Source organism: Mesorhizobium muleiense, assembly GCF_900099905.1.
Taxonomy (GTDB): Bacteria; Pseudomonadota; Alphaproteobacteria; order Rhizobiales; family Rhizobiaceae; genus Mesorhizobium; species Mesorhizobium muleiense.
Genome location: NZ_FNEE01000001.1, coordinates 784110 through 808224 on the forward strand (window position 1 = coordinate 784110; position 24115 = coordinate 808224).

Consider the following 24115-nt stretch of genomic DNA (forward strand, 5'->3'; position numbering starts at 1 on the left):
GCCGGGCAATGCATATGGCAGACCAATGACCGATACGCCGATGACCGACACTGTTGAAACGATCGACTATTCCAAGACGCTTTATCTGCCGCAGACGGATTTTCCGATGCGCGCCGGCTTGCCCGAGAAGGAGCCGCTGCTGGTCAAGCGCTGGCAGGAGATGGAGCTTTACCGCAAGCTGCGCGAAAACGCCGCCGGCCGCGAAAAATACGTGCTGCATGACGGCCCGCCCTACGCCAACGGCAACATCCATATCGGCCATGCGCTGAACAAGATCCTCAAGGACGTCATCACCCGCTCGTTCCAGATGCGCGGCTACGACTCCAACTACGTGCCCGGCTGGGATTGCCACGGCCTGCCGATCGAATGGAAGATCGAGGAGCAATACCGCGCCAAGGGCAAGAACAAGGACGAGGTCCCGGTCAACGAGTTCCGCAAGGAATGCCGCGAGTTCGCCGCGCACTGGATCAAGGTGCAGGGCGCAGAGTTCCAGAGGCTCGGCGTCGTCGGCGACTTCGACAATCCCTATACGACGATGGCGTTCCATGCCGAGGCGCGCATCGCCGGCGAGCTGTTGAAATTCGCCATGTCGGGCCAGCTGTATCGCGGCTCGAAGCCGGTGATGTGGAGCGTGGTCGAGCGCACCGCACTGGCCGAGGCCGAGGTCGAATACCAGGACTATGAGAGCGACACGATCTGGGCGAAGTTTCCGGTCGTCAGCCTCGCTCGTCAGGTCACCAACGTCGAAGATGGGCAGCCAGCCTTGGATCCGAGGCTGACGCAGACGTCACTGGACTTGCTGGAGGCCGATGTCGTTATCTGGACGACCACGCCATGGACCATCCCCGGCAACCGTGCCGTGAACTATTCGCCACGCATCAACTATGGCCTCTACGAGGTCACTGCGGCCGAGAATGCTTTCGGCCCGCAGCCTGGCGAAAGGCTGATCTTTGCCGACGCGCTGGCGGAAGAGGCTGCGACCAAAGCCAAGGTGACGATGGACCGCCTCCGTAGCATTTCGGCCGAAGAGCTTGGAAGCCTTACGCTTTCTCATCCCTTCAAAGGTTTGAATGGCGGCTATGAATTCGACGTCCCAATGCTCGCCGGCGAGCATGTCACCGACGAAGCCGGTACCGGTTTCGTCCACACGGCGCCGGGCCATGGCCGCGAGGATTTTGACGCCTGGATGGACGCTGCGTCAGATCTTCGCCAGCGCGGCATCGACACAGCGATCCCGTTCACCGTCGACGATGCCGGCTTCTTCACCAAGGATGCGCCAGGCTTTGGCGCGGACCGCGAGGGCGGTGCGGCGCGCGTCATCGACGACAACGGCAAGAAGGGCAATGCCAACCAGGCGGTCATCGACGAGCTGATCAAGCGCAATGCGCTGTTCGCGCGCGGGCGGCTGAAGCATTCCTATCCGCATTCGTGGCGGTCGAAGAAGCCGATCATCTTCCGCAACACGCCGCAATGGTTCGTTTTTATGGACAAGGAGCTCGGCGACGGCACGACACTGCGCAGCCGTGCCCTGAAGGCGATCGACGACACCCGCTTCGTGCCGGCCGCCGGCCAGAATCGCATCCGCGCCATGATCGAGGAGCGCCCCGATTGGGTGCTGTCGCGCCAGCGCGCCTGGGGGGTGCCGATCGCCGTCTTCGCCGATGCCGACGGCAACGTCCTGCGCGACGAGGCGGTCAACCAGCGCATCATCGACGCCTTCGAGAAGGAAGGCGCGGACGCCTGGTTTGCGGCCGGCGCCAAGGAGCGTTTCCTCGGCAATCACGATGCCTCGAAATGGCAGCAGGTTATGGACATCCTCGACGTCTGGTTCGATTCCGGCTCGACCCATGTCTTCACCCTGGAGGATCGTCCGGATCTGAAATGGCCGGCCGACGTCTATCTCGAAGGTTCCGACCAGCATCGCGGCTGGTTCCACTCCTCGCTGCTCGAAAGCTGCGGCACCAGGGGCAGGGCGCCTTACGACACCGTCGTCACCCATGGTTTCACCATGGACGAGGAGGGGCGGAAAATGTCGAAGTCGCTCGGCAATACCGTCGTGCCGCAAGACGTCATCAAACAGTCGGGCGCCGATATCCTGCGGCTATGGGTGGTGACCACCGACTACTGGGAAGACCAGCGGCTCGGCAAGAACGTGCTGCAGACCAACATCGACGCCTACCGCAAGCTGCGCAACACCATCCGCTGGATGCTGGGCACGCTTGCCCATGACGATGGCGAGGACGTGCCGCTGGACAAGATGCCGGAGCTGGAGCGGCTGATGCTGCACCGGCTTGCCGAACTCGATGAAGTCGTGCGGGCGGGCTACGACGCCTTCGAGTTCAAGCGCATCACCCGCACGCTGCTCGACTTCATGGTGGTCGAGCTGTCGGCCTTCTATTTCGACATCCGCAAGGACGCGCTCTACTGCGAGGCGCCGTCCAGCGTGAAGCGCAAGGCGTCCGTGCAGGTGGTGCGCCATCTGTTCGACTGCCTGGTGAAATGGCTGGCGCCGATGCTGCCCTTCACCATGGAGGAGGCCTGGCTCGACCGTCATCCGGACGCCGTCTCGGTGCATCTCGACCAGTTTCCGCCAATCCCGGTCGGCTGGAAGAACGAGGCGCTGGCGGAAAAATGGCGCAAGGTGCGGCAGGTCCGCCGCGTCGTCACCGGCGCGCTGGAAATCGCGCGCGCCCAGAAGGTCATCGGCTCGTCTCTGGAAGCGGTGCCGGTCGTCACGCTCGATGATGCGGCGCTCGAAGCGGCGATATCGGATGTCGACATGGCCGAAATGGCGATCACCAGCGATCTGGTCATTGCGCATGGCAACGCGCCTTCCGGCGCCTTCACTCTGGACGACGTCAAGGGCGTCGCTGTGGTGGTCGAGAAGGCCGAGGACCGCGGCCTGCTCAAATGCGCGCGCTCATGGCGCTACACGGCCGATGTCGGGCAGGACAAGCAATTCCCCGACGTTTCGGCCCGGGACGCGGCGGTGCTGCATGAATTGAAGGCGCTTGGTCGACTTTAATGCATGTCGCCCAAAAGCATGCCCCCGGGCCTGACCCGGGGGTGTGTAGCGGTTTTGGGACAACGACATGCCAGGTCGCCATATCGGTGCACAAATGCCACGGCGGGCGGCTGATCGGCCTCGGCTCGTTGCCCTTAACGAGTGGTTGAGATAAACACGCGAAACTCCGGACGACAAATTGTCGCCGGATTTCCGTCGGAAGAGCATAGGCGATGGGGACCGGACTTTGGCCGGTGGCGATCGAGAGGCTGTCTAGAGTGGGACTTTTTGGCATGACCGAAAGAACTTGCGCGCGCGTTGCGCTGCTGGCGCCGCTTGTCGTATCCGGCTTGGCCCTGTCCGGCTGTATGGGCTCGCCGACCTACGGGACCGACAAGACCGCCTCCGCCCAGCTTGCCGGCGATCTCACCAGTGCTTTTTCAGTCATGCCGAAGAACAAGCAACGGATCGACTACAAGCCGCGCCCCGAACTGGTGAAGCCGGCGCCGGGACAGAAGCAACTGCCGCCGCCGCAGGACAGCGCCACGGCAAGCGCCGATTGGCCCGAATCGCCCGAGCAGCGCCGCGCTCGCCTGCGCGCCGAGGCCACGCTCAACCAGGACGATCCGTCCTACCAGGCGCAGATCGTCGATGACATCCAGACGGATCCGGTCGCGATCAAGTCTGCGATGAAGGACTCGGGTTCCAGTCATCCGCCGGCCTGGAAGCCGGCGGATTCGGACAAGGGCCGCGCCGCCGAAGTCAAGCGCCGCCTTGCCGAACAAAAGCAGGGCGACCCGAACACCCGCCGATATCTGAGCGAGCCGCCGGTGCAGTATCGCGCCGCTTCCGCCACCGCGCCGGTCGACGACCTCGGCGAGGACGAGTACAAGAAAGCACGCCGCCTCAAGCGGGAAGCGGCCGCCAAGAACAAGAGCGGCGGCATGTTCGACTGGCTGCCGTGGTAAGCTGCCGGCGCTAAGAAATCCTGCGACGTTAGGGTTCGCGTCGCTCCCTGAAAAAATCCTTCAGCAGCAGGGCTGCGTCGCTCTCGGCCATGCCTGGATAGATGTCCGGTGCATGGTGGCAGGTCGGTGAGGCGAAGAAGCGGACGCCGTTGACCACAGCGCCGCCCTTCTCGTCGGCGGCGCCGAAATAAAGCCGGCGCAGCCTGGCGAAGGAAATGGCGCCGGCGCACATGGCGCAGGGCTCCAGCGTCACATAGAGATCGTGGCCGGTGAGCCGCTCGCTTGACAGCTTGCGGCAGGCTTCGCGGATCGCCAGCATCTCGGCATGGGCGGTAGGGTCGGCAAGCTCGCGGGTGCGGTTGCCGGCACTGGCAACGACCGTATCGCCGCTGGCGATGACCGCGCCGACCGGCACTTCGCCGCGCAGGGCGGCGGCTTCGGCCTCCTTCAGCGCCAGCGCCATGAAATCCGGCCGCTTCAAGCGGTTTCCATTCCTATTATCTCCTCGCTACTCCGGCACGATCCTGTTATCTAGCGCATGATCCCGAAAACCGGAATCGGTTTTCGGAAGGGATCATGCACCAATCAAAGTCCTACAGCGTCCTTTGCGCGTCCGTACGGACGCGCGGCGCTGTAGTGCAAACGAGCAAAGCTACATGGACGACAAAAACAAGAAATTCCCGCGCCAAAAGGGTCCGGGCAAGACCGGCCCGAAACCGTCGGGCCCGCGTGGTCGCGATGTCGCTGCCGGCAAGGGCGGCAAGCCGTCCTTCGGCGCGAAAAAACCTTACGCGCCGCGTGGTGACCGCCCGCTGGCCGACGGCGAGCGGCCGAAGCGCGACTTCAAGAGTGGCGATAGGCCGTTCAGCAAAGGACCACGGCCCGACGGCAAGCCCTATGAAAAGCGCGAGGGGCCGCGCAAGCCATACGCCCCGCGCGGCGACCGCCCGATGGCGGCTGACAGCGAGCGGCCGAAGCGCGATTTCAAGGCTGGCGACCGGCCGTTCAGCAAGGGGCCGCGTCCGGAAGGCAAGCCTTACGAGAAGCGCGAAGGGCCGCGAAAACCGTACGCGCCGCGCGGCGACCGGCCAATGGCAGCTGACGGCGAGCGGCCGAAGCGCGACTTCAAAAGCGGCGACCGGCCGTTCAGCAAGGGGCCGCGTCCGGAAGGCAAGCCTTATGAAAAGCGCGAGGGGCCGCGCAAGCCATACGCGCCGCGCGGCGACCGGCCGGCGGCTGCCGAAGGCGAGCGCAGCGAAAGGCGCTTCGACCGTCCCAAGGGAGACTTCAGCGATCGCCCAAAACGCGACTTCGGCGATCGGCCCAAGCGCGATTTTGCCGGTGATCGGCCCCAAGGGGCATCGGGCGGCTTCAAACCGCGCCCGCGTCCCGCCGAAGCGACGGAAGAGGCTGGTGAGCGCATTGCCAAGCGGCTGGCCCGCGCCGGTCTTGCCTCGCGTCGCGATGCCGAGGAGCTGATCGCGGCCGGCCGCGTCAAGGTTAATGGAAGGGTGCTGTCCTCGCCGGCCTTCAATGTGATGCCTGGCGACATCATCCATCTCGACGGCATGGAGATCCCGCCGATCGAGCGCACCCGGCTGTTCCTGTTCCACAAGCCGGCCGGCGTCGTCACCACCAATCGTGATCCCGAGGGCCGCAAGACCGTCTTCGACGTGCTGCCGGCCGACCTGCCGCGGCTGATGACCATCGGCCGGCTAGACATCAACACCGAAGGCCTGCTGCTGCTCACCAATGACGGCGGGCTGGCGCGCGTGCTCGAACTGCCGGCGACCGGCTGGCTCAGGCGCTACCGCGTGCGCGTCCACGGCAAGGTCGAGGAAAGTGCGCTCGCCGGCTTGCGCGAAGGCATCGCCGTCGACGGCGTCTTCTATGGCGCCATCGAGGCGACGCTCGACCGCGAGCAAGGCACCAACGCCTGGCTGACGCTTGGCCTGCGCGAAGGCAAGAACCGCGAGGTCAGGAACATACTGGGCTCGCTTGGTCTCGACGTAACGCGACTGATCCGCATTTCCTACGGACCGTTCCAGCTCGACGACCTGCCGGAGGGCCATGTGCTGGAGATCAAGGGCCGGGTGCTGCGTGACCAGCTCGGCGAACGCCTGGTCGAGGAGTCCGGCGCCAATTTCGACGCTGACATCACCAAGCCGTTTTCCAACAGGCCGGTGCGGCGCGAAGCGGTGCGCGAAGAGGAACCTGAGCGGCCGAAATTCACCCGCGACGGCGAACGCCGTCCGATCGGCGAAGGCGGATTGATCAAGAACCGCAAGCGCCGCGAAGGCAGCCGCGACGAGGCGCTGGGCAAGCTGTCGACAAGTCCCGGCAGAAGCTTCGGGCCGGAAAAGAGCTTTGGTGAGCGCGGCCCTAGATCAGAACGCAGCGGGCCCGAACGCGGCGGCTTTGCCGATCGCGGCCCCAAATCTGAACGTAGCGGGCCGGGCGGCTTCGGCGGCAAACCGGGCGGCGGGAAAAAGTCCGAACGCGAGCAGCGCCCGATCGAGCCGCCGGGCCAGCGCAAGGCCAATGTCTGGATGGCGCCCGGCGCGCGGCCGATCGGCAAGGGCAGGGCGGACGCCGATGCCGGCAGGGCGGCCGAAGCCAAGGAACGCAAGGCCTCGTTCAAGCCGTCTTATGGCAAGCCCGCCCATGGAAAACCGGGAGGGGGAAAACCCGGAGGCGCAAAGACGTTCGGCAAGCCGCGTGGTGCCGAGGGTGGCGGTGCCAAAGGCGGCGACCGGCCGCGCAGCGGCCCCAAGGGATCCAGGGGAGGCAATGCGGATCGTCGGCGGTGAGTTTCGCGGGCGTCCGCTGGCGACGCCCCGCTCAAGCGCCATCCGCCCGACCACCGACCGCACCCGCGAGGCTGTCTTCAACGTGCTGGCGCATCGTTTCCCCGATAGGCTGGTCGGCGCGCGGGTGCTCGACCTGTTCGCCGGCACCGGCGCGTTCGGCCTCGAGGCGCTGTCGCGCGGCGCGTCTTATGGCGTCTTCATCGAAGAATCGGCGGAAGGGCGCGGCCTGATCCGCACCAATGTCGAGGGCTTCGGCCTCACCGGGCGTACCAAGATATTCCGTCGCGACGCTACGGCGCTGGGCGAGGCGGGCACGATGGCCGCGTTCGGCCTGGTGTTCGCCGACCCGCCCTATGGCAAGGGCCTGGGTGAGCGTGCCTTGCGCTCGGCCAAGGCCGGCGGCTGGCTCGCCCCCGGCGCGCTCTGCGTCGTCGAGGAGGCGGCAGCGGCGCCGTTCGAGGCAGGGCCGGGCTTTTCAGTTGTCGACGAGCGCAGCTATGGCGAGACGGTTATCCGCTTTATCGAGGTTGGATGAGTAGCGTCTTCCCTTCTCCCCTTGTGGGAGAAGGTGGCCGAGCGAAGCTCGGTCGGATGAGGGGTGTTGGAAGGATCTCTACCTTGAAGAGGCAAGTGCTTAAAATCGCTAGATATTTTTATGCCGCACTCCGTCCAGCACCCCTCATCCGTCTCGGCGCTGCGCGCCGATCCACCTTCTCCCACAAGGGGAGAAGGGTTGGCGCAGCGCCTTCAAAATGACGAACAAATCAATTTGCCTGTGGCGATACCCCCGCCTATCGTCCCACCCCATGACAACCGGAGTCGTTAATGACATCTCAGGCTGACTGGCTGCGCGGAACGCTTTTTGCGCTGGCTGTCGTGATGACCGGCCCGGTTCTGGCCGACAACAAGCCGGACGACGGCAAGGTGACGAATTTCCTGCTCGACAACGGCATGGAGGTCGTTGTCATCCCCGATCGCCGCGCACCGATCGTCACTCATATGGTGTGGTACAAAGTCGGCAGCGCCGATGAGCCGCCGGGCAAGTCCGGCATCGCCCATTTCTTCGAGCATCTGATGTTCAAGGCGACGACCAACCATGCGGCCGGCGCGTTCGACCGCGCCGTCTCCGCCATCGGCGGTTCGAACAACGCTTTCACCTCCTATGACTACACCGCCTTTTACGAGACGGTGGTGCCGCAGGCGCTCGAGCAGATGATGGATTTCGAGGCCGATCGCATGCGCAACCTCATCCTCAACGACGACGTCATCGCCACCGAGCGCGACGTCATCCTCGAGGAACGCCGCTCGCGCATCGACAGCAATCCGCAGGCAGTGCTCGGCGAGGAGGTCGACGCCACGCTCTGGCAGAACCAGCCCTATCGCATTCCGGTGATCGGCTGGATGCAGGAGATGGAGAAGCTGAACCGCGCCGACGCCAAGGCTTTCTACGACAAATATTATACGCCCAACAACGCCGTGCTGGTGGTGGCTGGCGATGTCGAGCCGCAGGCGGTCAAGGCGCTGGCCGAAAAGACCTATGGCAAGGTCGCGCGTGGTCCAGACCTGCCGCCGCGCATCCGTCCGGTCGAACCCGAACAGAACACCAGGCGCACGGTGACGCTGGCTGACGCGCGTGTCAGCGTGCCGAATTTTTCGACGCAATGGGTGGTTCCCTCCTATCACACCGCGAAGCCGGGCGAAGCGGAAGCGCTGGACCTGCTGGCGGAGATCCTCGGCGGCGGCAGCCGCAGCCGGCTGTACCAGCAGCTTGTGGTCAAGCAAGGCATTGCCGCCGAGGCCGGCGCCTTTTTCCAGGGCACCATGCTCGATGCCACCAACTTCACCGTCTATGGCGCGCCGCGCGGCGACGCCAAGCTGGCCGATGTCCAGGCGGCGGTCGAGGCCGAGGTCGCCCGCATCGCCAGCGAGGGCGTCACATCGGGCGAGTTGGAGAAGGCCAAGGATCGTTTCGTCCGCTCGATGATCTTCGCCCGCGACAAGCAGGATTCGATGGCCAACATCTACGGCGCGACGCTCGCCACCGGCGGCAACGTCAGGGATGTCGAGGAATGGCCGGGCCGCATCCGCAAGGTCACCGCCGACGAAGTCAGGCAGGTTGCGGCGCGCTATCTCAATCTCAACCATTCGACATCAGGCTATCTCTTGCCGCAGACACAGGCAGGGAATTGATCGATGAGGGACCAGCATAGCCGCGACTTCCCTTCTCCCCTTGTGGGAGAAGGTGGCCTCGCGAAGCGAGGTCGGATGAGGGGTGTTCCAGCTTCGCACCGACGGCCCTTCCAACACCCCTCAACCGTCTTGGCGCTGCGCGCCAATCCACCTTCTCCCACAAGGGGAGAAGGGAGAGCCGCGCGTGTTGCCACCCAATTGGTTACCCTGATCCTCTCCCTCGTCTTCCTCGTCCTGCCGGCGCTTTCCGCTCGTGCGGCCATGAGCATCCAGGAGGTGACGTCGTCAAAGGGCATCACCGCCTGGCTGGTGGAGGACTATTCCGTACCGCTCGTCGCCATCCGCTTTGCCTTCGACGGCGGCACGACGCAGGATCCCGCGGGAAAGGTGGGCCTTGCCAATCTGATGAGCGGCCTGTTCGACGAGGGCGCCGGCAATCTCGACAGCGAGGCCTTCCAGATCAAGCTCGACGACGTCGGCGCCGAGATGAACTTCGAAGCGGCGCGCGACGGCATCTATGGCTCGATGCGCATGCTTGCCGAGCAGCGCGACGCGGCGTTCGACCTGTTGCGGCTGGCGGTCACCGAGCCGCGTTTCGACCAGGCGCCAATCGACCGCATTCGCGCGCAAGTGCTGTCCGGCATCATCGCCAACGAGCTTGACCCGGACACACTCGCCCAGCGCAAATGGCTGGAGGCACTATACGGCACCCATCCCTATGCGCGGCCCGAAGAGGGCACCAGGCAAAGCATCGCCACCATCACGCCGGACGATCTCATCGCCTTTCACAAGGCGAATTTTGCTCGTGATGGCCTGCATGTGGCGGTGGTCGGTGCCATCGATGCCGAGACGTTGAAGAAAAAGCTCGATCTGGTCTTCGGCGGCCTGCCGCAACATCAGGCGCTCAGCGCGGTCGCCGATGTCGATCCGAAACTCAACCAGCAGCTCGAGGTCAATTACGACCAGCCCCAGACATCGCTGCAACTCGCCTATCCCGGCGTCGAGCGGAGTGCGCCGGATTTCTTCGCCGCGGTTCTGATGAACGAGATCCTCGGCGGCAGCGCCTTCACCTCGCGGCTGTTCGAAGAGGTGCGTGAAAAACGCGGCCTGGCCTACAGCGTCAGTTCCGACCTGGTCGACCACCAGCACGCCAACGCCCTGGCCATCACTACGTCGACCCGCGCGGATCGGGCGGCCGAGACTTTGGCTGTGGTGCGCGAGGTGGTGAAGCGCATGGCCCAGGAAGGGCCGACCGAAGCGGAACTGGCGGCGACCAAGAAATACTTGATCGGCGCCTACGCCATCAACAATCTGAACTCCTCCGGCGCCATCGCCGCGACGCTGCTCGAGCTGCAGCTCGACAAGCTCGGCAGCGACTATATGCAGCGCCGCGCCGCCCTCATCAACGCGGTGACGCTGGATCAGGTCAAGGCGGCGGCGAAAAAGCTGCTTTCCGCCGAGCCGGCCATCATGGTCGTCGGGCCGAAGCACGGCGAGGCCAAGGAGGAATGAACCCAAATGGGGGGCAGGGCCAAATGAGGGGCAGGGGATGAGCCCGAGCTTCGGCATCGCCTTCGGCGGCGGCGGCGCGCGCGGGCTGGCGCATATCCATGTCATCGAGGTGCTGGACGAGCTGGGTATAAGGCCGGTCGCCATATCAGGCTCATCGATCGGCGCCATCATGGGCGCCGGCATGGCTTCGGGCATGGCCGGCAGCGACATTCACCACTACATGCGCTCGATCCTCGGCCGCCGCGCCGAAGTGGCGGCGCGCATGTGGCGGGCGCGGCCAGGCACCTTTGCCGAGGCGCTGCAGGGCGGGCTGGGTGTCACCCAGTTCAATGTCGAGCGCATCCTCAAGGCATTCATGCCCGACGCCATACCCGAAAGCTTCGCCGAGCTGAAAATACCGTTGAAGGTGACGGCAACGGATTTCTTCGGCCATAAGCTCGCCGTGCTGCGCGACGGCGACCTGCATTCAGCGCTTGCCGCCTCGGCGGCTATTCCCGCGGTATTCCGACCGGTGATGCGCGACGGCAGGCTGCTGATCGACGGCGGCATCTACAATCCGGTGCCGTTCGACCTGATCGAGGACGACGCCGACATCATCATCGCCGTCGACGTCGTTGGCGCGCCGGCCAAAGGCGGGCGAAAATACCCGACCTCCGTCGACCTGATGTTCGGCGCCACGCAATTGATGATGCAGTCGATCATCGCCGCCAAGCTGAGGCAATGCCAGCCGGACATACTGGTCAGGCCGGCGGTGTCGAAATACCGCGTGCTCGATTTCATGAAGATCGACGCCTTGATGGCCGAAACGGCTGATATCAAGGACGAGCTGAAGCGGGAGATCGAGAAGGCGGTGGAGGCGCGGGCCAAGGTCGACACGAGCAAGCGCACCAAGCAGGTGGGGGGCGTGGCGCGGAAAGCCTGATGCTCGGTTGCCTCATCGAAACAAGCGCAAGCGCTGAACATTTGAAACGCACTGACTGCCAAGCCGGAACTGATCAAGACGATCCGCGGCGTTGGATACCTGTATCCAAAGCGGTGAACGAGTGTGGTTCAGGGACCAGGCTGCCCGGCGGGCGGAACGATCTGCATGACGAGGCGCATCAGATCGGCCTGGCGGGAGGCGCCGGTCTTCTGGAAGATATTGTCGAGATGCGTCTTGGCGGTCGCGTTGGCAATGTGAAGGCTGGCGGCGGTCTCGGCCAAGGTGTGCCCGGCGACAAGGCTGGCGAGCACGCGGGTTTCGGCCAGCGTAAGCCCAAAGGCTCTCGCCAGCATTCCGGCGGCGTCATGCTCGTCCGGTGCATTGCCGATGAACACCGCGGCAACCGCGGCGGGCTCCATGCCGGCGCGCAGATCGCCGCCGGCCATCGGCAGCACGCGGGCGAAGACGGGCGGCAGGCCGGATTCGCTGAGGAGGACGGCAAGCCCTGTCTTGCCGATGCTGACCTCATCCTGAGCCGCAAGCATGATGGCGCTGTGAAGTTCCCTGGAAGCCGACGGGATCTTCGCTTGCAGAATGCCCCGGACATCCTGGATCGGGCCGCCGCTCCGCAGCATGTGCTTGGCCGAGCGGTTGGCGTGCAGGACGGCGCCACGTTCATTGGTGAGGACCACGGCGCATGTGAGCGCATCGAGTGCCTCGGCCATTCCTGCGCGCTCGACAGTGCCGATGTCCAGCATGTTGCTGATTATCACCGAACGGCGCACATGCGGCTGCAACAGTCTGCCAAGCTTGATTTCGCGCTCGGTGATAATGCCTTGCCGCTTATGCCGAGCAACGGCGAAGCCGGCAAGGCGGGTAGGGGTGTGGATCAGGAAGAACGACATGACGTCGACCAGGCCTTGCGGCTTCAGGAACTCCTGAAAATATCGGGAGGTCTCCAGGTAGGTTTGAGGGATATGGCGTGAGACCACATGCGGCATATCGAGCGAAGGCCATGTCGAGAGATCCTCGAGCAGCCGGGCGTGGATCTCGGGGATATATTTCGCCTGTTGCTCCAGCCAGTATGGCTCTATTCCCACGGTCCTGTAGATCAGCAGCTGATCATTGGCGAGGTCGTCAAGCTGCAGAACCGCAGTCTGGGCATCGAGCGCATCCCTGATCCCAGCCAGCGCCTGCTCCCATCGCCCCGGGTCGAGTGCGCAATCATAGATTGAGCCGATCAGCTTCGACAGATCATGATGCGACAATGCCTTGGCCATCGACGGCCCCCCGCATGTCGACAGCGCGTCCGACGCGGAAAGTAACGCGCTCCCACAGGTGCTCTCGCCTCTCCAAATTTTAGCGATCGCTTAAATTCCGATTATCTCCCCCAAACAGGGGATGCGCAAGCACCCGGGCGGTGAAATACTCTCGCCCAGAAGATAAGGTCACACTTAACTGTGACAACCAGTGGGGTTCAGCGCGTTCCTGGCTCGCGGGCCTTCGCCACTGTGGTGCAGCCGGGGGGACTAATCCAGAATTTCTGCCTGCGTGCGCCGACTAACACGGCGCGCGACCGTCTATTGTTGAAAACTTGAGCCGGGTTCGTCCCGGACAATTCGGGATGGAGCAGCATTATGTACAGATACATTGCTTTTGCAGCACTTTGCATGGCGGCGATGCCCGCGCATGCCGACGAGCTTGGAGCCATGAAGGCTGAAAGCATCGATCTCGCCGGCTTCCTTGGTGTCGTCTATTACACGCCGCAGGAGGACGGCTATCGGGTGGTCACCACAATCGCGCAGGGCGAGGCTGGCTTGCCGGTGCGTTTCGTGGCGACACTGACCGAGAACCAGATGGTCGCGGTCTCAGTGCCGGGCAAACTGGGCGAGTCGGACCAAATCATCGACATATCGCGTGTCGGCGGCAAGCTTGTCGTCAGCCCGCATCCGATAGACGGGATCGTGGTTTCTACCCCGAAGCTCGCCGTCGACTGATCCAGGGTTGAGTGATCCAACATCAGTGATCCAGCATCGAGTGGCCCAACATCGAGTGATCCGGGGGCATGCGCGTTGCGGCGGCGCTGGATGAGCCTGCAACATGGGCGACAGACGATGTCTCCATGGTTCGTCCTGGCTGTTGTTGTCTTTACCGTTGCCGCCGGCTTCGCCGCGTCTTCGCAGGCTGAGCTGGCCCCTGGCAAGTTCTACGAGGCTGTCGGCAACAAGGTCGATGCGCGAACCTATAACGGTTTTCGTCGCTACCATGGCAGCTGCAATCACTGCCATGGCCCCGACGGCATGGGCTCGACCTTCGCCTCGGCGCTTGTCGACCGGCTGCCCGGCATCGAGGTCTTTCGGCGCAATGTTCGCGACGGCGTGCGCAGCGGCGCTTCGGTGATGAAGGGCTTCGCCGACGATCCCAACGTCGCTCCTTACATCGACGACATCTACGCCTATTTGCAGGCCCGCGCCGACGGTGCGCTTGGCCGGGGTCGGCCCGAGAGGCTTGAAAATTAATGCATGTCGCGCAAAAGCGTGCCCTCGTGCCTGACCCGAGGGTGTGCAGCGGTTTTGCGATAACGACATGCATAAAACAACAACCTAAAGTGCGTCGCTTGAGCCGGTCGATCGCGATGCGCTTTAGTGCCATTGCCTGCCGACCGCAGGCGCTTCACCAAAGGACAGCGAGACGGTCGTCGCCGAGCGCCACATGCGTGCCGAAAGATGAGCACTCGCGCTCAAGCATGGCAGCGAGCCAGGCGGCGTCTTCGCGCAGGGCGCGGTTTAGCCGGAACTTGGTGAGCCGGAACGGCACCAGGTCGAGCGAAACAAGCGTCCCGCCCGGTACGGCGAGCCGCGGCAGGTACATCAGCGCAAGCTCACCACGAAAGCTTTCATTGCCGGTAATTCCCTCGTAGTCGGTGAGGAAGTCGCCGCATCCGTAGAGGATCAGCCGGCCGTGATGGATTTCGATCGGCTTGGGATGGTGGGAGGAGTGCCCATGCACGACATCGAAACCTGCAACATCGATGAGAGCATGGGCAAGTGCGCGTTCTTCAGCCGGGACCTGGTAGCCCCAGTTGCCGCCCCAGTGGATCGAGGCCACCGCGAGGTCGCCAGGCTGTTTTATGGCCTGCACGGATCGGGCGATCTGCTCGAGCGACCGGGCCGAGAGATCCGCCAGCAAATTGACGCCTGGCTTGTAAGCTCCGGCTGCCCATGAAGCTGGAACGCCGCTGGTCTCGAGCGCAAAGCCGAAGACCAGCACGCGGCCCCCGCCGGCCGGTTCGATGACGGCAGGCGCCGCCGCCTCGTCCGCGTCAAGCCCGGCCCCGGTATAGGCGAGGCCGGCAAGCCGCAGCGTATCGAGGGTCTCGACGAGGCCAGGCTCATCCCAGTCGAGCACATGGTTGTTGGCGAGCACGCAGCAGTCTATCCGTGCCGCCGCCAGGCAGCCGATGTTTGCCGGGTTCATCTTGTAATTGATCCCCTTGGGCGCCAAAGACAGGCTGGTGGTGATGCTGGTCTCGAGATTGATGATCCGCGCATCGGGCGCTTCACGCTCCAATTCACTGAGCGCATCGCCCCAGACATACGCCTCGTCGACCTTTCTCGGGATCGGGCCGTTGACGCGTTCGGCAAGCTCGACATAGGTCGTCGCCGATTTGACACAGCGCTCGCCAAGGTGCGGATCGCCGGGACTGGCGAGGACCTGGTCGATGCCGCGCCCGAGCATCACGTCGCCGCACAGGAACAGTGTTGCGCTGCTTCGGACGGCGGCATTGTTGGCGATCTGCGGCATTGGATCTGGATCTCCTTCCTCGCCAACCTCCAGTGAGGCAGATGAGCGCCGAGGGCCGAAGCTGCCAATCTCCCCCCTTGAGGGGGAGATGGCCGGCAGGCCAGAGGGGGTCGTCTCACGTAATGCGCCAACCTCCACTGTCGCAAGAGAGGGGGGCGCGCCCGGTCGAACCGACCCCCTCTACCCTGCCGGGCATCTCCCCCTCAAGGGGGGAGATTGGCCGTCATCGGCGCTTTCGCCAATCACCAGCGTTGCAGGATGAGGCGCCGAGGCCGCTCGCCCGGATCAGATAGAGGCGCCCTCAGCCCCACTTCATCTCGCCGGTGGCGACCTTGGAGCCGATGTCGAGCGCCACGCCCATGCCGAGGCCGGGGAAGCGGGCTTCCATGGCGCCCTTGAGCGCGGCCGCGTCCTTGGCCTTGGCCAGTTCTTCCTCGAAGGCGATGAGATAGGTTTTGGTGTGCTCGACGCCCGAAATGTCGGTGGCGGCGCCCGGCGTCATGTGGCCGGGCACGACGATTTCAGGCTTGGCGGCAACAATCTTTTCGAGATTGGCGAGCCAGGCGGCGCGCTGTTCCTTGCTCGACGTGTCGGCGGTCCAGACATGCACGCCCGAAAAAATCATCACCCCGCCGAACACGGCATTCAGCGACGGCACCGAGAGATAGCGCCGGTTGGCAAGGCCTTCGGCATCGACGATCTCGATGGTCTCGCCATCGACGGTGAGCGTCTTGCCGTCGAAGACTTCGGGGATGACGACATCGGCGAGCGCCTGCGGGCCATTCTCCTTGAGCTGCGGCCCCCAGACGGCGATTTTCTTGTCGACGCTGCCATTGATGGCGGCCACCGTCTCGGCAGCGGCGATCACCCGTGCCTGCGGAAAAACCTGCTTGATCGGCTGGAGGCCGAAATAATAGTCCGGGTCGGACTGGCTGACATAGATGGTGGTGAGTGTCTTGCCGGTCGCCTTGATCGCCTCGGCCACGGCCTGGCCGTCGGAATAGGTGAAACCGCCGTCGATCAGCAGCGCCTCGGAGGCGCCGGTGATCAGCACCGGGGCGCGAAAGAAGCCGTTTTCGCCGGCCGGAAAATGTTTCCAGGAAAGCCCGCCAGCCGCATGGCCAAGCCCGGCGGGAGCGAAGACGGCGGCGGCGCCGGCGGCGAGGGTGGTTTTCATGATGGCTCTCCGTGTGAACATGGAAGTCTCCTGGGCTTGAGAATGCGGAAATTCGGGCGAACGCATCTCCCGCGCAGCCTCGATCTCAGGAAGATGGCAAAAGCCGAATGCGTATTGAAGGCCAACAAAATAGACGTAAAGTATGCCATTGCCTGACAATAGGATCGCCCCTGCCATGAACCACGCATGAACCTGAACCGGCTGGCCTATTTCGCCGCGGTGGTCGATGCCGGCTCGTTCACGCGGGCCGCCGAGCGGCTGGGCATCACCAAGGCGGTCGTCAGCCAGCAGGTGGCGCGGCTGGAGCGCGATGTCGGAACGACGCTGCTGATCCGCACGACGCGGCGCGTCCATCCGACCGAAGCCGGCCGGACATTCCATGCGCGGTGCCTAAAAATTCTGCAGCAGGCCGAGGATGCCTTCGACGAGCTCGCGCAGGCCGCCGCCGAGCCGACCGGCACGCTGCGCATCGCCGCGTCCAACGATTACGGCACTTCGGCGGTGGTGCCGGTGGTCGCCGCCTTCAGCGCGCGCTACCCCGCCTGCCGGGTGGAGCTGACGCTGGGCGACGAGACCATCGACCTGGCGTCCGGTGGAATGGACGTGGCGATCCGCGTCGGCTGGCTGGCCGATTCCAGCCTGCAGGCGCGGCGGATCGGCACATTCGGGCAATTCATGGTGTGCGGCGCCGAGTTCGCCGGGCGCTTCAGGGCCGGCGAACCGCAAGACTTGGCCGGGCTGCCCTTCGTCGCCAACATGGCGCTGCGCGAACCGCTGCTCTGGCAATTTTCGCGCGGCGACGATGAGCATGAGGCTGTGCGCATGCAGGCAACGATCGCCATCGACGCGACGCCGGCAGTGCTGGCGGCCGTCCGCGCCGGCGCCGGCCTGTCGGTGCTGCCGGATTTTTTGGTGCGGGATGAGCTGGCCACGGGGCGGCTCGTCCAGGTCCTGCCCGAGTGGCAGCTGCCCTCCGGAGGCATCTACACAGTCTACCCCGCCGCACGGTTTCGGCCGCCCAAGGTGACAAGGTTTGTCGAGATGCTGATCGCGGCCGAGCAGAAGGCAGAGTCAGGCGGGGAGGGGCGCCGAGGTTGAAGCTGCCGATCTCCCCCCTTGTGGGGGTTGAGGAGTGGTACGCGCAGCGGACGGAAAGCCAATTGCTTGGCTTTCCGAACGACGAAAGCCGGCAGGCCAGAGGGGGTCGTCTAGCGTAATGCGCCAACCTCCACTGTCGCAAGAGAGGAGGCCGCGCCCGGTCGAACCGCCCCCCTCTGCCCTGCCGGGCATCTCCCCCTCAAGGGGGGAGATTGGCCGTCATCGGCGCCTTCGCCAATCACCAGCGTTGCAAGATGACCGCCAAGGCCCGAACTGCCGATCTCCCCTCTTGTTGGAGGAGATGACCATCTCGGGCAACAAGCACCGACCGCCCACCACTGCTTCGCGCTTCTCCTGCCGGTTGGAATTGGCGCCGGGCGACAGGTCGACTGAGATCGACACTGCCGGGCTCTAACTTTATCCCTTTTACCCGGCAGCGTCTGGGAGTATGATTAGACTTCACTAAAATAAAAGTTTGAAAACGGAAAACCTTCCGTCTTTGGGCGGGGGGACCTATGGGAGGCTCGCATGCTTAGCGGTTTTGGCAAGGCCTGCGCAGTAATCCTTTTTTCAGGGAACTGCGCTTTCGCCCAATCGGATTTGATAGAACCAGAGGCTGGAACGTGGAAGACGTGGGTAATCACGTCTGGCGAGGACTTCCGAGTCCCGCCGCCGCCTGACGCCTCCGCCGCAGCAGCCGAATTGGCACAGATGCGGGATCTCTTGGCGCAAAAGGATCCGGCTACCGCCGACAAAATCACCTTCTGGGACGCCGGCTCGCCTGGGTACCGATGGATCGATCTGGTCAACAATCGCCTTCTCGAAAACCAGCAGATTCCAAATGCGCACCGCGTTTACTCCTATTTGACGATGGCGATGTATGACGCCACCATTGCTGCCTGGGACGCGAAGTACTTCTACAATCGGCCGCGCCCGAGCGAGGCGGATGCGACACTGGCGACTGCGCTGCCGCCGCCGCGGAGTCCCTCCTATCCATCCGAGCATGCCGCAGCCGCCGGAGCTGCCGCGACCGTTCTTTCTTATTTCTTTCCCGAAGAGACATCGTCGTTCAAGGCAATGGCCGAAGAAGCGGCACAGTCGCGTGTCCTTGCCGGTGTCCAGTTCCCAAGCGATTCTTCCGCCGGCCTGGAGTTGGGGCGCAGGATCGCAGAGCAGGTGATTGCGCGGGCAAAGGCCGATGGCTCCGATGCGGCGTGGACCGGCACTGTTCCGACCGGGCCGTGCATGTGGGTCGGGAACAAACCCGCCAATGTAAACATGCCAAACTGGAAGCCGATCCTGCTGGCGGCATCCGATGAATTCAGGCCGCCGGCGCCGCCCGACTGCCAGTCCGCGGCCGTAAAGGCCGAGATGGACGCGGTCCGACAGTTTGAGCGAAAATTCCCTAGCAGCTACAAAGCGTTCTACTGGCAAAGCCCATCCGGCCTGTTCACCGACTGGTATGATTATGCCAGCAAGTGGATGTTCGAGGACAAGACGGATACGAACCCGCCGCGTGCCGCGCGGGCTTACGCGATGCTCGCAACGGTCCATTACGACGCCTTCATTGCAAGCAACGACGGGAAGTACGCCTATTGGTACCTGCGGCCCAACATGCTTGACGCGAGCATCACTCCCCTGTTCGCGGTGCCGGCCCATCCCAGTTATCCGTCGAACCACTCCGCGCTCTCGACTGCCCGATGCGAGGTCCTGGCGTACCTGTTTCCCGGCCATGCGGAGTTCATCCGCGCCGTTGGCAAAGAGGCGGGTGATTCCCGCGTCTGGGCCGGCATCCACTATGAGATGGACAACAAGGCCGGTGCCGCACTCGGCAAAGCGGTCGCGGAGAAATTCATCGAGCGGGCGAGAAAGGACGGAGCTGACTAGCGGAAGGAGAGGACACCTGCTCGACCCGTTCGAAACCTTCTTTGCCGATCGCCGGTCGAGGCCAAAGGGTAGAACGGAACTTTGTTCGCCACGTATCAGAAAGTTGCAGGCGCCACGCGCCTCCATCTTCTGACGCTTTGTGGACCTGAAACGCAACAGGGCTTCCAAGTTGCCGTTCCCCTGCGCCCCGATCCGCTTCGGAGTCGACTCGTGACATTGGCTGCGTCCGGCGCAAAACGTCAGCAGGTGGCGCAATCGAGGCGACCCGTGCTTTTAACCGCTCTGCACGCGGAAGAAGCCGTTGGAGGACTAGGTTGGGTGGAGCAGTCCCTCAATGCGATGAGCACGAATGACCGCGATGCGGACTAAGCAGACGAAGAATGGAGCCCGGCGCCCCTGCAATGGGCGCCGGCCTCACCACACTCGCACTCCGAACATCTCCGAAACGTGTTGCGGCCGAGCGCTACAAGAGCGATAATTAGTGCCCGAACGGAATGACGCAGACGGTTTCGCTTGCCGCGGGGCTGGTAGCGGCCCGGACGGTCAAATCAGGGAATTCGCCATGCACAATGTCTCTCGGCGAAATGCCATTCGCTTCGTTCTGGCGGTCACAGCCGCCCTGTTTGCGATCTCGATGCCCTCTTTTGCCACGGAAGCGGTTCCGCTTGCGATCAAGGGTTATGACCCGGTTGCCTATTTCACCATCGGAAGCCCCACGCGCGGGCTGCCGGAGATCGAGTACGAATGGGATGAGCACCGCTACCTCTTCGCGAACGCCGAGCATCGCGAGCTTTTCAAGGCCGATCCTGTTCGCTACGCGCCAGAGTTCGGAAATTTTTGTGCAATGGCGCTGGCCCTGGGCGAGCTCGACGAGGCCAACCCGGAGAACTGGCTGATCAGCGACGGAAAGCTTTATATTTTCGGCAAACCGGCCCCGATGGGACCCGCGCTCTTCCAGCAGGACCTTGCTGCGAACATCGCGAAGGCCAACCAGAACCGCGCGCTACTTCAAGGACATTAGCGGTTCATTCTCTCGGCCGGTGGCAGGTCGCCTGTGACGGGGTAGAGGCGGGCCTTGCGGAATCCGTCGCGCAGATGTTCGAGATCGCCAGAGCTTAGAAACTTGGTTCCGAACTCCTGCGGGTCGAAGGTTGGGTCGATGCGGCGTATCATCGTCACGACACGCGCGGCGTCCTCCGCTCGATCGACTTGTGCATAGGCGGCCGCTAGCAGGATACGGCTGAAGTTCGCGCCTGCGGTTGTTCGAAGACTAAGTTCCGCCTGTTCGATCGCCGCGTCGTAACGCCGTTTCAGATAGTAGGCCAGGCTCAGCGCAAAGCGATCGATCGCATTGAGATCGGGGTCGATACGCTGCGCCTGCTCCAAGGCCTCGATCGCCGCATCCGTCTGTCCCAGCCACAACAGGATGGTGCCGCGCCCGGCGAGGCCGTGAGCATCGTTCGGATTGATCGCAATGGCGCGCTCGATCTCAACCTCTGCCTGGTTGTATCTCTGACGAAAGAGGTGGATGTGGCCGAGAGTGATGCGCGCGCGCACGTCGGAATCATCAAGGCTCAGCGCCTTGATTGCCAGTTCCTCGGCACGGCTCAGGAAGGCGGTTGGCGATTCCGCCCAGCCCATCGAGCTGGCAATGTGATAGGTTTCGGCAAGTGCCGCATATGCAGCAGCGTAGTTCGGGTCAAGCTCGATGGCGCGTCTGAGCAGGGCGCGCGCCTCCACATTGTTTGCATGCGTCGGGCTCTGCAATGCCGGCCTGGCGCGCAGCACGTAATCATAGGCTGCGAGATTTTCGGTTGGCTTCGCGAACACCCGATTTTGTTCGATCTGGGTCACGCGAATCGCCAGGACTCTGACGATGCGAGTGACAATGTTGTCCTGCAGCGCGAACACGTCCGCCAGCGCCTCCTCGAAGCGTGCAGACCAAATCACCCGTCCCTGCCTTGTGTCGACGAGTTGCGCGATGACCCGCACGCGGTCGCCGGTCTGGCGGACGCTGCCTTCGACCAGATAGCTGACGGCGAGACCGCGGCCGATCTCCTCGGGGCTTGCGGGCTTTCCCTTGTAGGGGAAAACAGCGTTCCACGACATCACGGTCAGCGCGGAGAACCGACCCAGTGCGTTGATGATATCCTGCGTCAATCCATCCGCGAAATACTGACGAGCCGAATCGTCGCTCTGGTTCAGGAACGGGAGAATGGCGATCGCGGGTTTCGTGCTGACTTCAGCACTTTTTGTGAATTGATCGCCAGAGCGCAGAATGCTGAGAAATTTCCACTCAGAGCCAAGACCGGCCCACAGCGCGCCTACAATAAGCAAAATCATCAGAGCCAGAGCGGCGAACAATCCCCGGAGCCAGCCGGCGGGCGCCGGAGCGGCCGTGGCGTCGAGCCGCACGCGAAAGGCGCGCACCGGCCGAGCGATGTTCTTGAGCTTCTGTTCGCCGATATCCTCAAAGGCAATGTCGAGCTTGCCTTGCACGTCTTCCTGCACGCGGCCCGAGACGCAGATGCCGCCAGGCTCCGCGAGCCCCTCCAAGCGAGCCGCCACGTTGACGCCATCCCCGAAAATGTCGTCATCCTCGATGATGATGTCGCCGACATTGATGCCGACGCGGAACTCGATACGTTGTCCTGCCGGCACCGCGACATTGCGTTCCGCCATGCCGCGCTGGATCTCGACGGCGCAGCGCACGGCCTCGACCACACTCGCGAACTCGATCAGCATCCCATCGCCGGTGGTCTTGACAATCCGCCCGCGGTGTTCGTTGATCTTTCGGTCGACCAGAGCACGCCGATGCGCCTTCAGCTGGGCGAGCGTACCTTCCTCGTCGTTGCCCATCAGCCGGCTGTAGCCGGAGATGTCGGCCGCTAGAATGGCCGTAAGTCGCCGCTCTACATGCTCGGTTGACAATCCGGCTCTCCCCCGTGCGCTTCGGCCACCTTTTTCCGATAGCTCTGGGCTAAGCACTACGGAACCTAGGGCTCCGTAGTGCTTAGCCCAAGGAGCCCCCAATCGAAGGCGAGCGTCGCGCCCACCGCTGGGGCGGTGGAACCGCGAACGCTATGACCTGCTCGGGCCACACCCTCACCGATCTTTTGGCCCGCAACCACATCGGATCGAAAATGGACCCCGGCCCACATGCGCGCATCGGCCGCCTGCTTGGCTGTCACGCTCCATCAGCGCGGAGTAGCCCACCACATCGGCAGCAAGAATGGCAGCAAGCTTGCGATCCACGACGGCGTTCTTTAAGACCACCTATGCCCGAGGAATGCACCATAGCAGAAGTCGGAGGCATTGTATCGCCGCAAGGCCCTTTGCTGTGCATGCACCGGAAGGTCTGGAATGGGCTCAATTGAGCCGTTCATCGCCTGCACCGCAGATGACCCTTGGGGTCGGTTTCGGACGATAAGCGAAGGTCCGCTCCCGAAAAGCGTCGGGAATGTCTGGAAATGGCGCAATCGAGGCGACCCGTGCTTTTAACCGCTCTGCACGCGGAAGAAGCCGTTGGAGGACTAGGTTGGGTGGAAACTTGCCGTATGCGCGCCTGTCGGAACGACGTGATTGCGGCAAGGAGCGGACGTCGCCCCGCCTATGCGGCTTGCTCACTCTACAGTCGGGGCGGTCCGCAGACCGTTGAATCGAAATCGCTACGAATCCCACGGGCAGATCTTAGCCTCCTGCGCTGAGCATTTCGATGATTGTTAAATCCAAAGAATCACCACAGGACGGTGGCCGTCGAGCGAGTTTTCAGCAGCCCATTTCCGCAGCCTATTAATGTGCGACTTGGGAAGCTGCCGACATCAATTCCTCGGGATTCAGCGCTCTGAAGGTGTTGAGGCCATCCTCCAGAACTTCAGTGAAGTTCCAGCGTACGATGCCCGCCCGGTCGATTAGGAACTGACCGACAAGCTGCGCCTGGCTGGAAGCCATCGCCTGCTGATCGACTTCCGTAATCTCATATCCTTCCTTCTTGTTAAGAAATTCATTCATTGCCATGACGTTCATAGGCTCGGGCAACTCGCCCGGGAGATGGAACGGTATCGCCATGACCGTGTCCATCCCGACCTCGCGCAAGCCGAAAGCACGGTGCGAGGCTCGCTCCGGGTCGGATGCGGCGAGAAGATCGGGTGCCGGGTGGTAACGGAAATAGAGCCGCGCCCGCTCGACCGGCGTATTGACCACAGCCAGGCATTCGACGCCTTTCTCACGCAGGGCCGGCTTGAGTTGCGCCATCGCCGCGACATGGCGCCGGCAGAACGGACAGTGCAGGCCTCGGAACAAACCGATCAACAACGGGCTACGGCCTCGAAAATCATCGAGCGCGATCTTGCCTTCGCGTGAGATCGCATTGAGCACAACATTCGGTGCCCGGTCGCCCGGCTGCAGCGGGCGGTCAACACTACTCGTGGACATGGACAACCTCCTCGCCCCGGGGTCAGTCAGGGAAAGCAGCACACCCAGCGTTTCGGAGGCGATCAAGTGCTGGAGCGAAAGCTTCCTGTGCCAAGGCAATAGCTTTCGACCTCTGCCATATTGCCGAGGTCGAGATTACGCGCGTTGCAAGCCCATCATAACACGAAAAAGCATCTGCGGGCGCCGCCAAATGTGGTGAATTACCTTACGCGAGCGCACTCCCGAATGCTCTTGCGCTGAAGGTCAGGTTCCCGACCTCGATTTGGAGGTTCAAGTCTGCAACGCCCAAGGTCGTCAACGGGTCGGTTC

At 63.4% G+C, this 24115-nt stretch carries 18 protein-coding genes; 12 read left to right on the forward strand and 6 right to left on the reverse strand.

Annotation, left to right across the window (positions count from 1 at the left end; all coding sequences use genetic code 11):
- Positions 1-40: 40 nt before the first annotated feature.
- Both ileS and BLT09_RS03790 read left to right on the forward strand, forming a co-directional pair.
- Positions 41-3025 (forward strand): isoleucine--tRNA ligase, encoded by a 2985-nt coding sequence (gene ileS, locus BLT09_RS03785; RefSeq protein ID WP_091590893.1) that lies wholly within the window; start codon positions 41-43, stop codon positions 3023-3025.
- A gap of 272 nt (positions 3026-3297) precedes the next feature.
- Entirely contained in the window at positions 3298-3972 is a 675-nt protein-coding gene (locus BLT09_RS03790; protein WP_091590895.1) for a hypothetical protein, read from the forward strand.
- 28 nt (positions 3973-4000) lie between these two features.
- On the opposite strand, the gene BLT09_RS03795 is transcribed toward BLT09_RS03790, so the two are convergent.
- The gene (locus BLT09_RS03795; protein WP_091590719.1) at positions 4001-4453 is read right to left on the reverse strand and encodes a nucleoside deaminase; all 453 of its coding nucleotides are present in this window, start codon (positions 4451-4453) and stop codon (positions 4001-4003) included.
- Positions 4454-4628: 175 nt separating this feature from the next.
- On the opposite strand from BLT09_RS03795, the gene BLT09_RS03800 reads away from it, so the two are divergent.
- The 5 genes from BLT09_RS03800 (at position 4629) to BLT09_RS03820 (ending at position 11406) form a co-directional block, all read left to right on the forward strand.
- Positions 4629-6782: a pseudouridine synthase gene (locus BLT09_RS03800; RefSeq protein ID WP_091590720.1), complete on the forward strand. Its 2154-nt coding sequence runs from the start codon at positions 4629-4631 to the stop codon at positions 6780-6782.
- Positions 6763-7317, forward strand: a complete 555-nt coding sequence (gene rsmD / locus BLT09_RS03805) for a 16S rRNA (guanine(966)-N(2))-methyltransferase RsmD (protein WP_091590722.1) — start codon at positions 6763-6765, stop codon at positions 7315-7317. Before BLT09_RS03800 ends, rsmD begins: the two co-directional genes overlap by 20 nt.
- Before the next feature lie 290 nt (positions 7318-7607).
- Complete coding sequence (locus BLT09_RS03810) at positions 7608-8972, forward strand: M16 family metallopeptidase (protein ID WP_091590723.1); 1365 nt, start codon at positions 7608-7610, stop codon at positions 8970-8972.
- Positions 8973-9170: 198 nt separating this feature from the next.
- Complete coding sequence (locus BLT09_RS03815) at positions 9171-10484, forward strand: M16 family metallopeptidase (protein ID WP_236473201.1); 1314 nt, start codon at positions 9171-9173, stop codon at positions 10482-10484.
- 37 nt (positions 10485-10521) lie between these two features.
- Positions 10522-11406: a patatin-like phospholipase family protein gene (locus BLT09_RS03820; protein WP_091590727.1), complete on the forward strand. Its 885-nt coding sequence runs from the start codon at positions 10522-10524 to the stop codon at positions 11404-11406.
- A 128-nt stretch (positions 11407-11534) separates the two neighbouring features.
- Here the strand turns inward: BLT09_RS03820 and BLT09_RS03825 are convergent, their stop codons facing one another.
- The gene (locus BLT09_RS03825; RefSeq protein WP_091590728.1) at positions 11535-12686 is read right to left on the reverse strand and encodes a helix-turn-helix transcriptional regulator; all 1152 of its coding nucleotides are present in this window, start codon (positions 12684-12686) and stop codon (positions 11535-11537) included.
- Between the two features lie 357 nt (positions 12687-13043).
- Here BLT09_RS03825 and BLT09_RS03830 point away from each other — a divergent pair, with 357 nt between their 5' ends.
- Positions 13044-13403: a hypothetical protein gene (locus BLT09_RS03830; RefSeq protein ID WP_091590730.1), complete on the forward strand. Its 360-nt coding sequence runs from the start codon at positions 13044-13046 to the stop codon at positions 13401-13403.
- Between the two features lie 90 nt (positions 13404-13493).
- A complete protein-coding gene (locus tag BLT09_RS03835; RefSeq protein WP_236473203.1) occupies positions 13494-13925 on the forward strand; it encodes a c-type cytochrome in 432 nt (143 codons plus the stop codon).
- Between the two features lie 154 nt (positions 13926-14079).
- Here BLT09_RS03835 and BLT09_RS03840 read toward each other — a convergent pair whose 3' ends face one another.
- Both BLT09_RS03840 and BLT09_RS03845 read right to left on the reverse strand, forming a co-directional pair.
- Entirely contained in the window at positions 14080-15210 is a 1131-nt protein-coding gene (locus tag BLT09_RS03840; protein ID WP_091590731.1) for a CapA family protein, read from the reverse strand.
- A gap of 301 nt (positions 15211-15511) precedes the next feature.
- The gene (locus BLT09_RS03845; protein ID WP_208602470.1) at positions 15512-16408 is read right to left on the reverse strand and encodes an MBL fold metallo-hydrolase; all 897 of its coding nucleotides are present in this window, start codon (positions 16406-16408) and stop codon (positions 15512-15514) included.
- A gap of 165 nt (positions 16409-16573) precedes the next feature.
- Between BLT09_RS03845 and BLT09_RS03850 the strand changes: the two genes are divergently transcribed.
- The 3 genes from BLT09_RS03850 (at position 16574) to BLT09_RS03860 (ending at position 20393) form a co-directional block, all read left to right on the forward strand.
- Positions 16574-17485, forward strand: coding sequence for a LysR family transcriptional regulator (locus tag BLT09_RS03850; RefSeq protein WP_091590733.1), 912 nt, complete (start codon positions 16574-16576; stop codon positions 17483-17485).
- Between the two features lie 528 nt (positions 17486-18013).
- Entirely contained in the window at positions 18014-19372 is a 1359-nt protein-coding gene (locus BLT09_RS03855) for a phosphatase PAP2 family protein (protein WP_236473210.1), read from the forward strand.
- 562 nt (positions 19373-19934) lie between these two features.
- Positions 19935-20393, forward strand: coding sequence for a YHS domain-containing (seleno)protein (locus BLT09_RS03860; protein WP_091590736.1), 459 nt, complete (start codon positions 19935-19937; stop codon positions 20391-20393).
- Here the strand turns inward: BLT09_RS03860 and BLT09_RS03865 are convergent.
- Together BLT09_RS03865 and BLT09_RS03870 are read right to left on the reverse strand one after the other, a co-directional pair.
- Positions 20390-22405, reverse strand: coding sequence for an adenylate/guanylate cyclase domain-containing protein (locus tag BLT09_RS03865; RefSeq protein WP_236473211.1), 2016 nt, complete (start codon positions 22403-22405; stop codon positions 20390-20392). The two genes, BLT09_RS03860 and BLT09_RS03865, sit on opposite strands and share 4 nt — an antisense overlap.
- A 759-nt stretch (positions 22406-23164) precedes the next feature.
- Positions 23165-23806 carry a peroxiredoxin-like family protein gene (locus BLT09_RS03870; protein ID WP_091590900.1) on the reverse strand — a complete coding sequence of 214 codons (642 nt, stop codon included), beginning with the start codon at positions 23804-23806 and terminating at the stop codon, positions 23165-23167.
- Between the last annotated feature and the right edge of the window lie 309 nt (positions 23807-24115).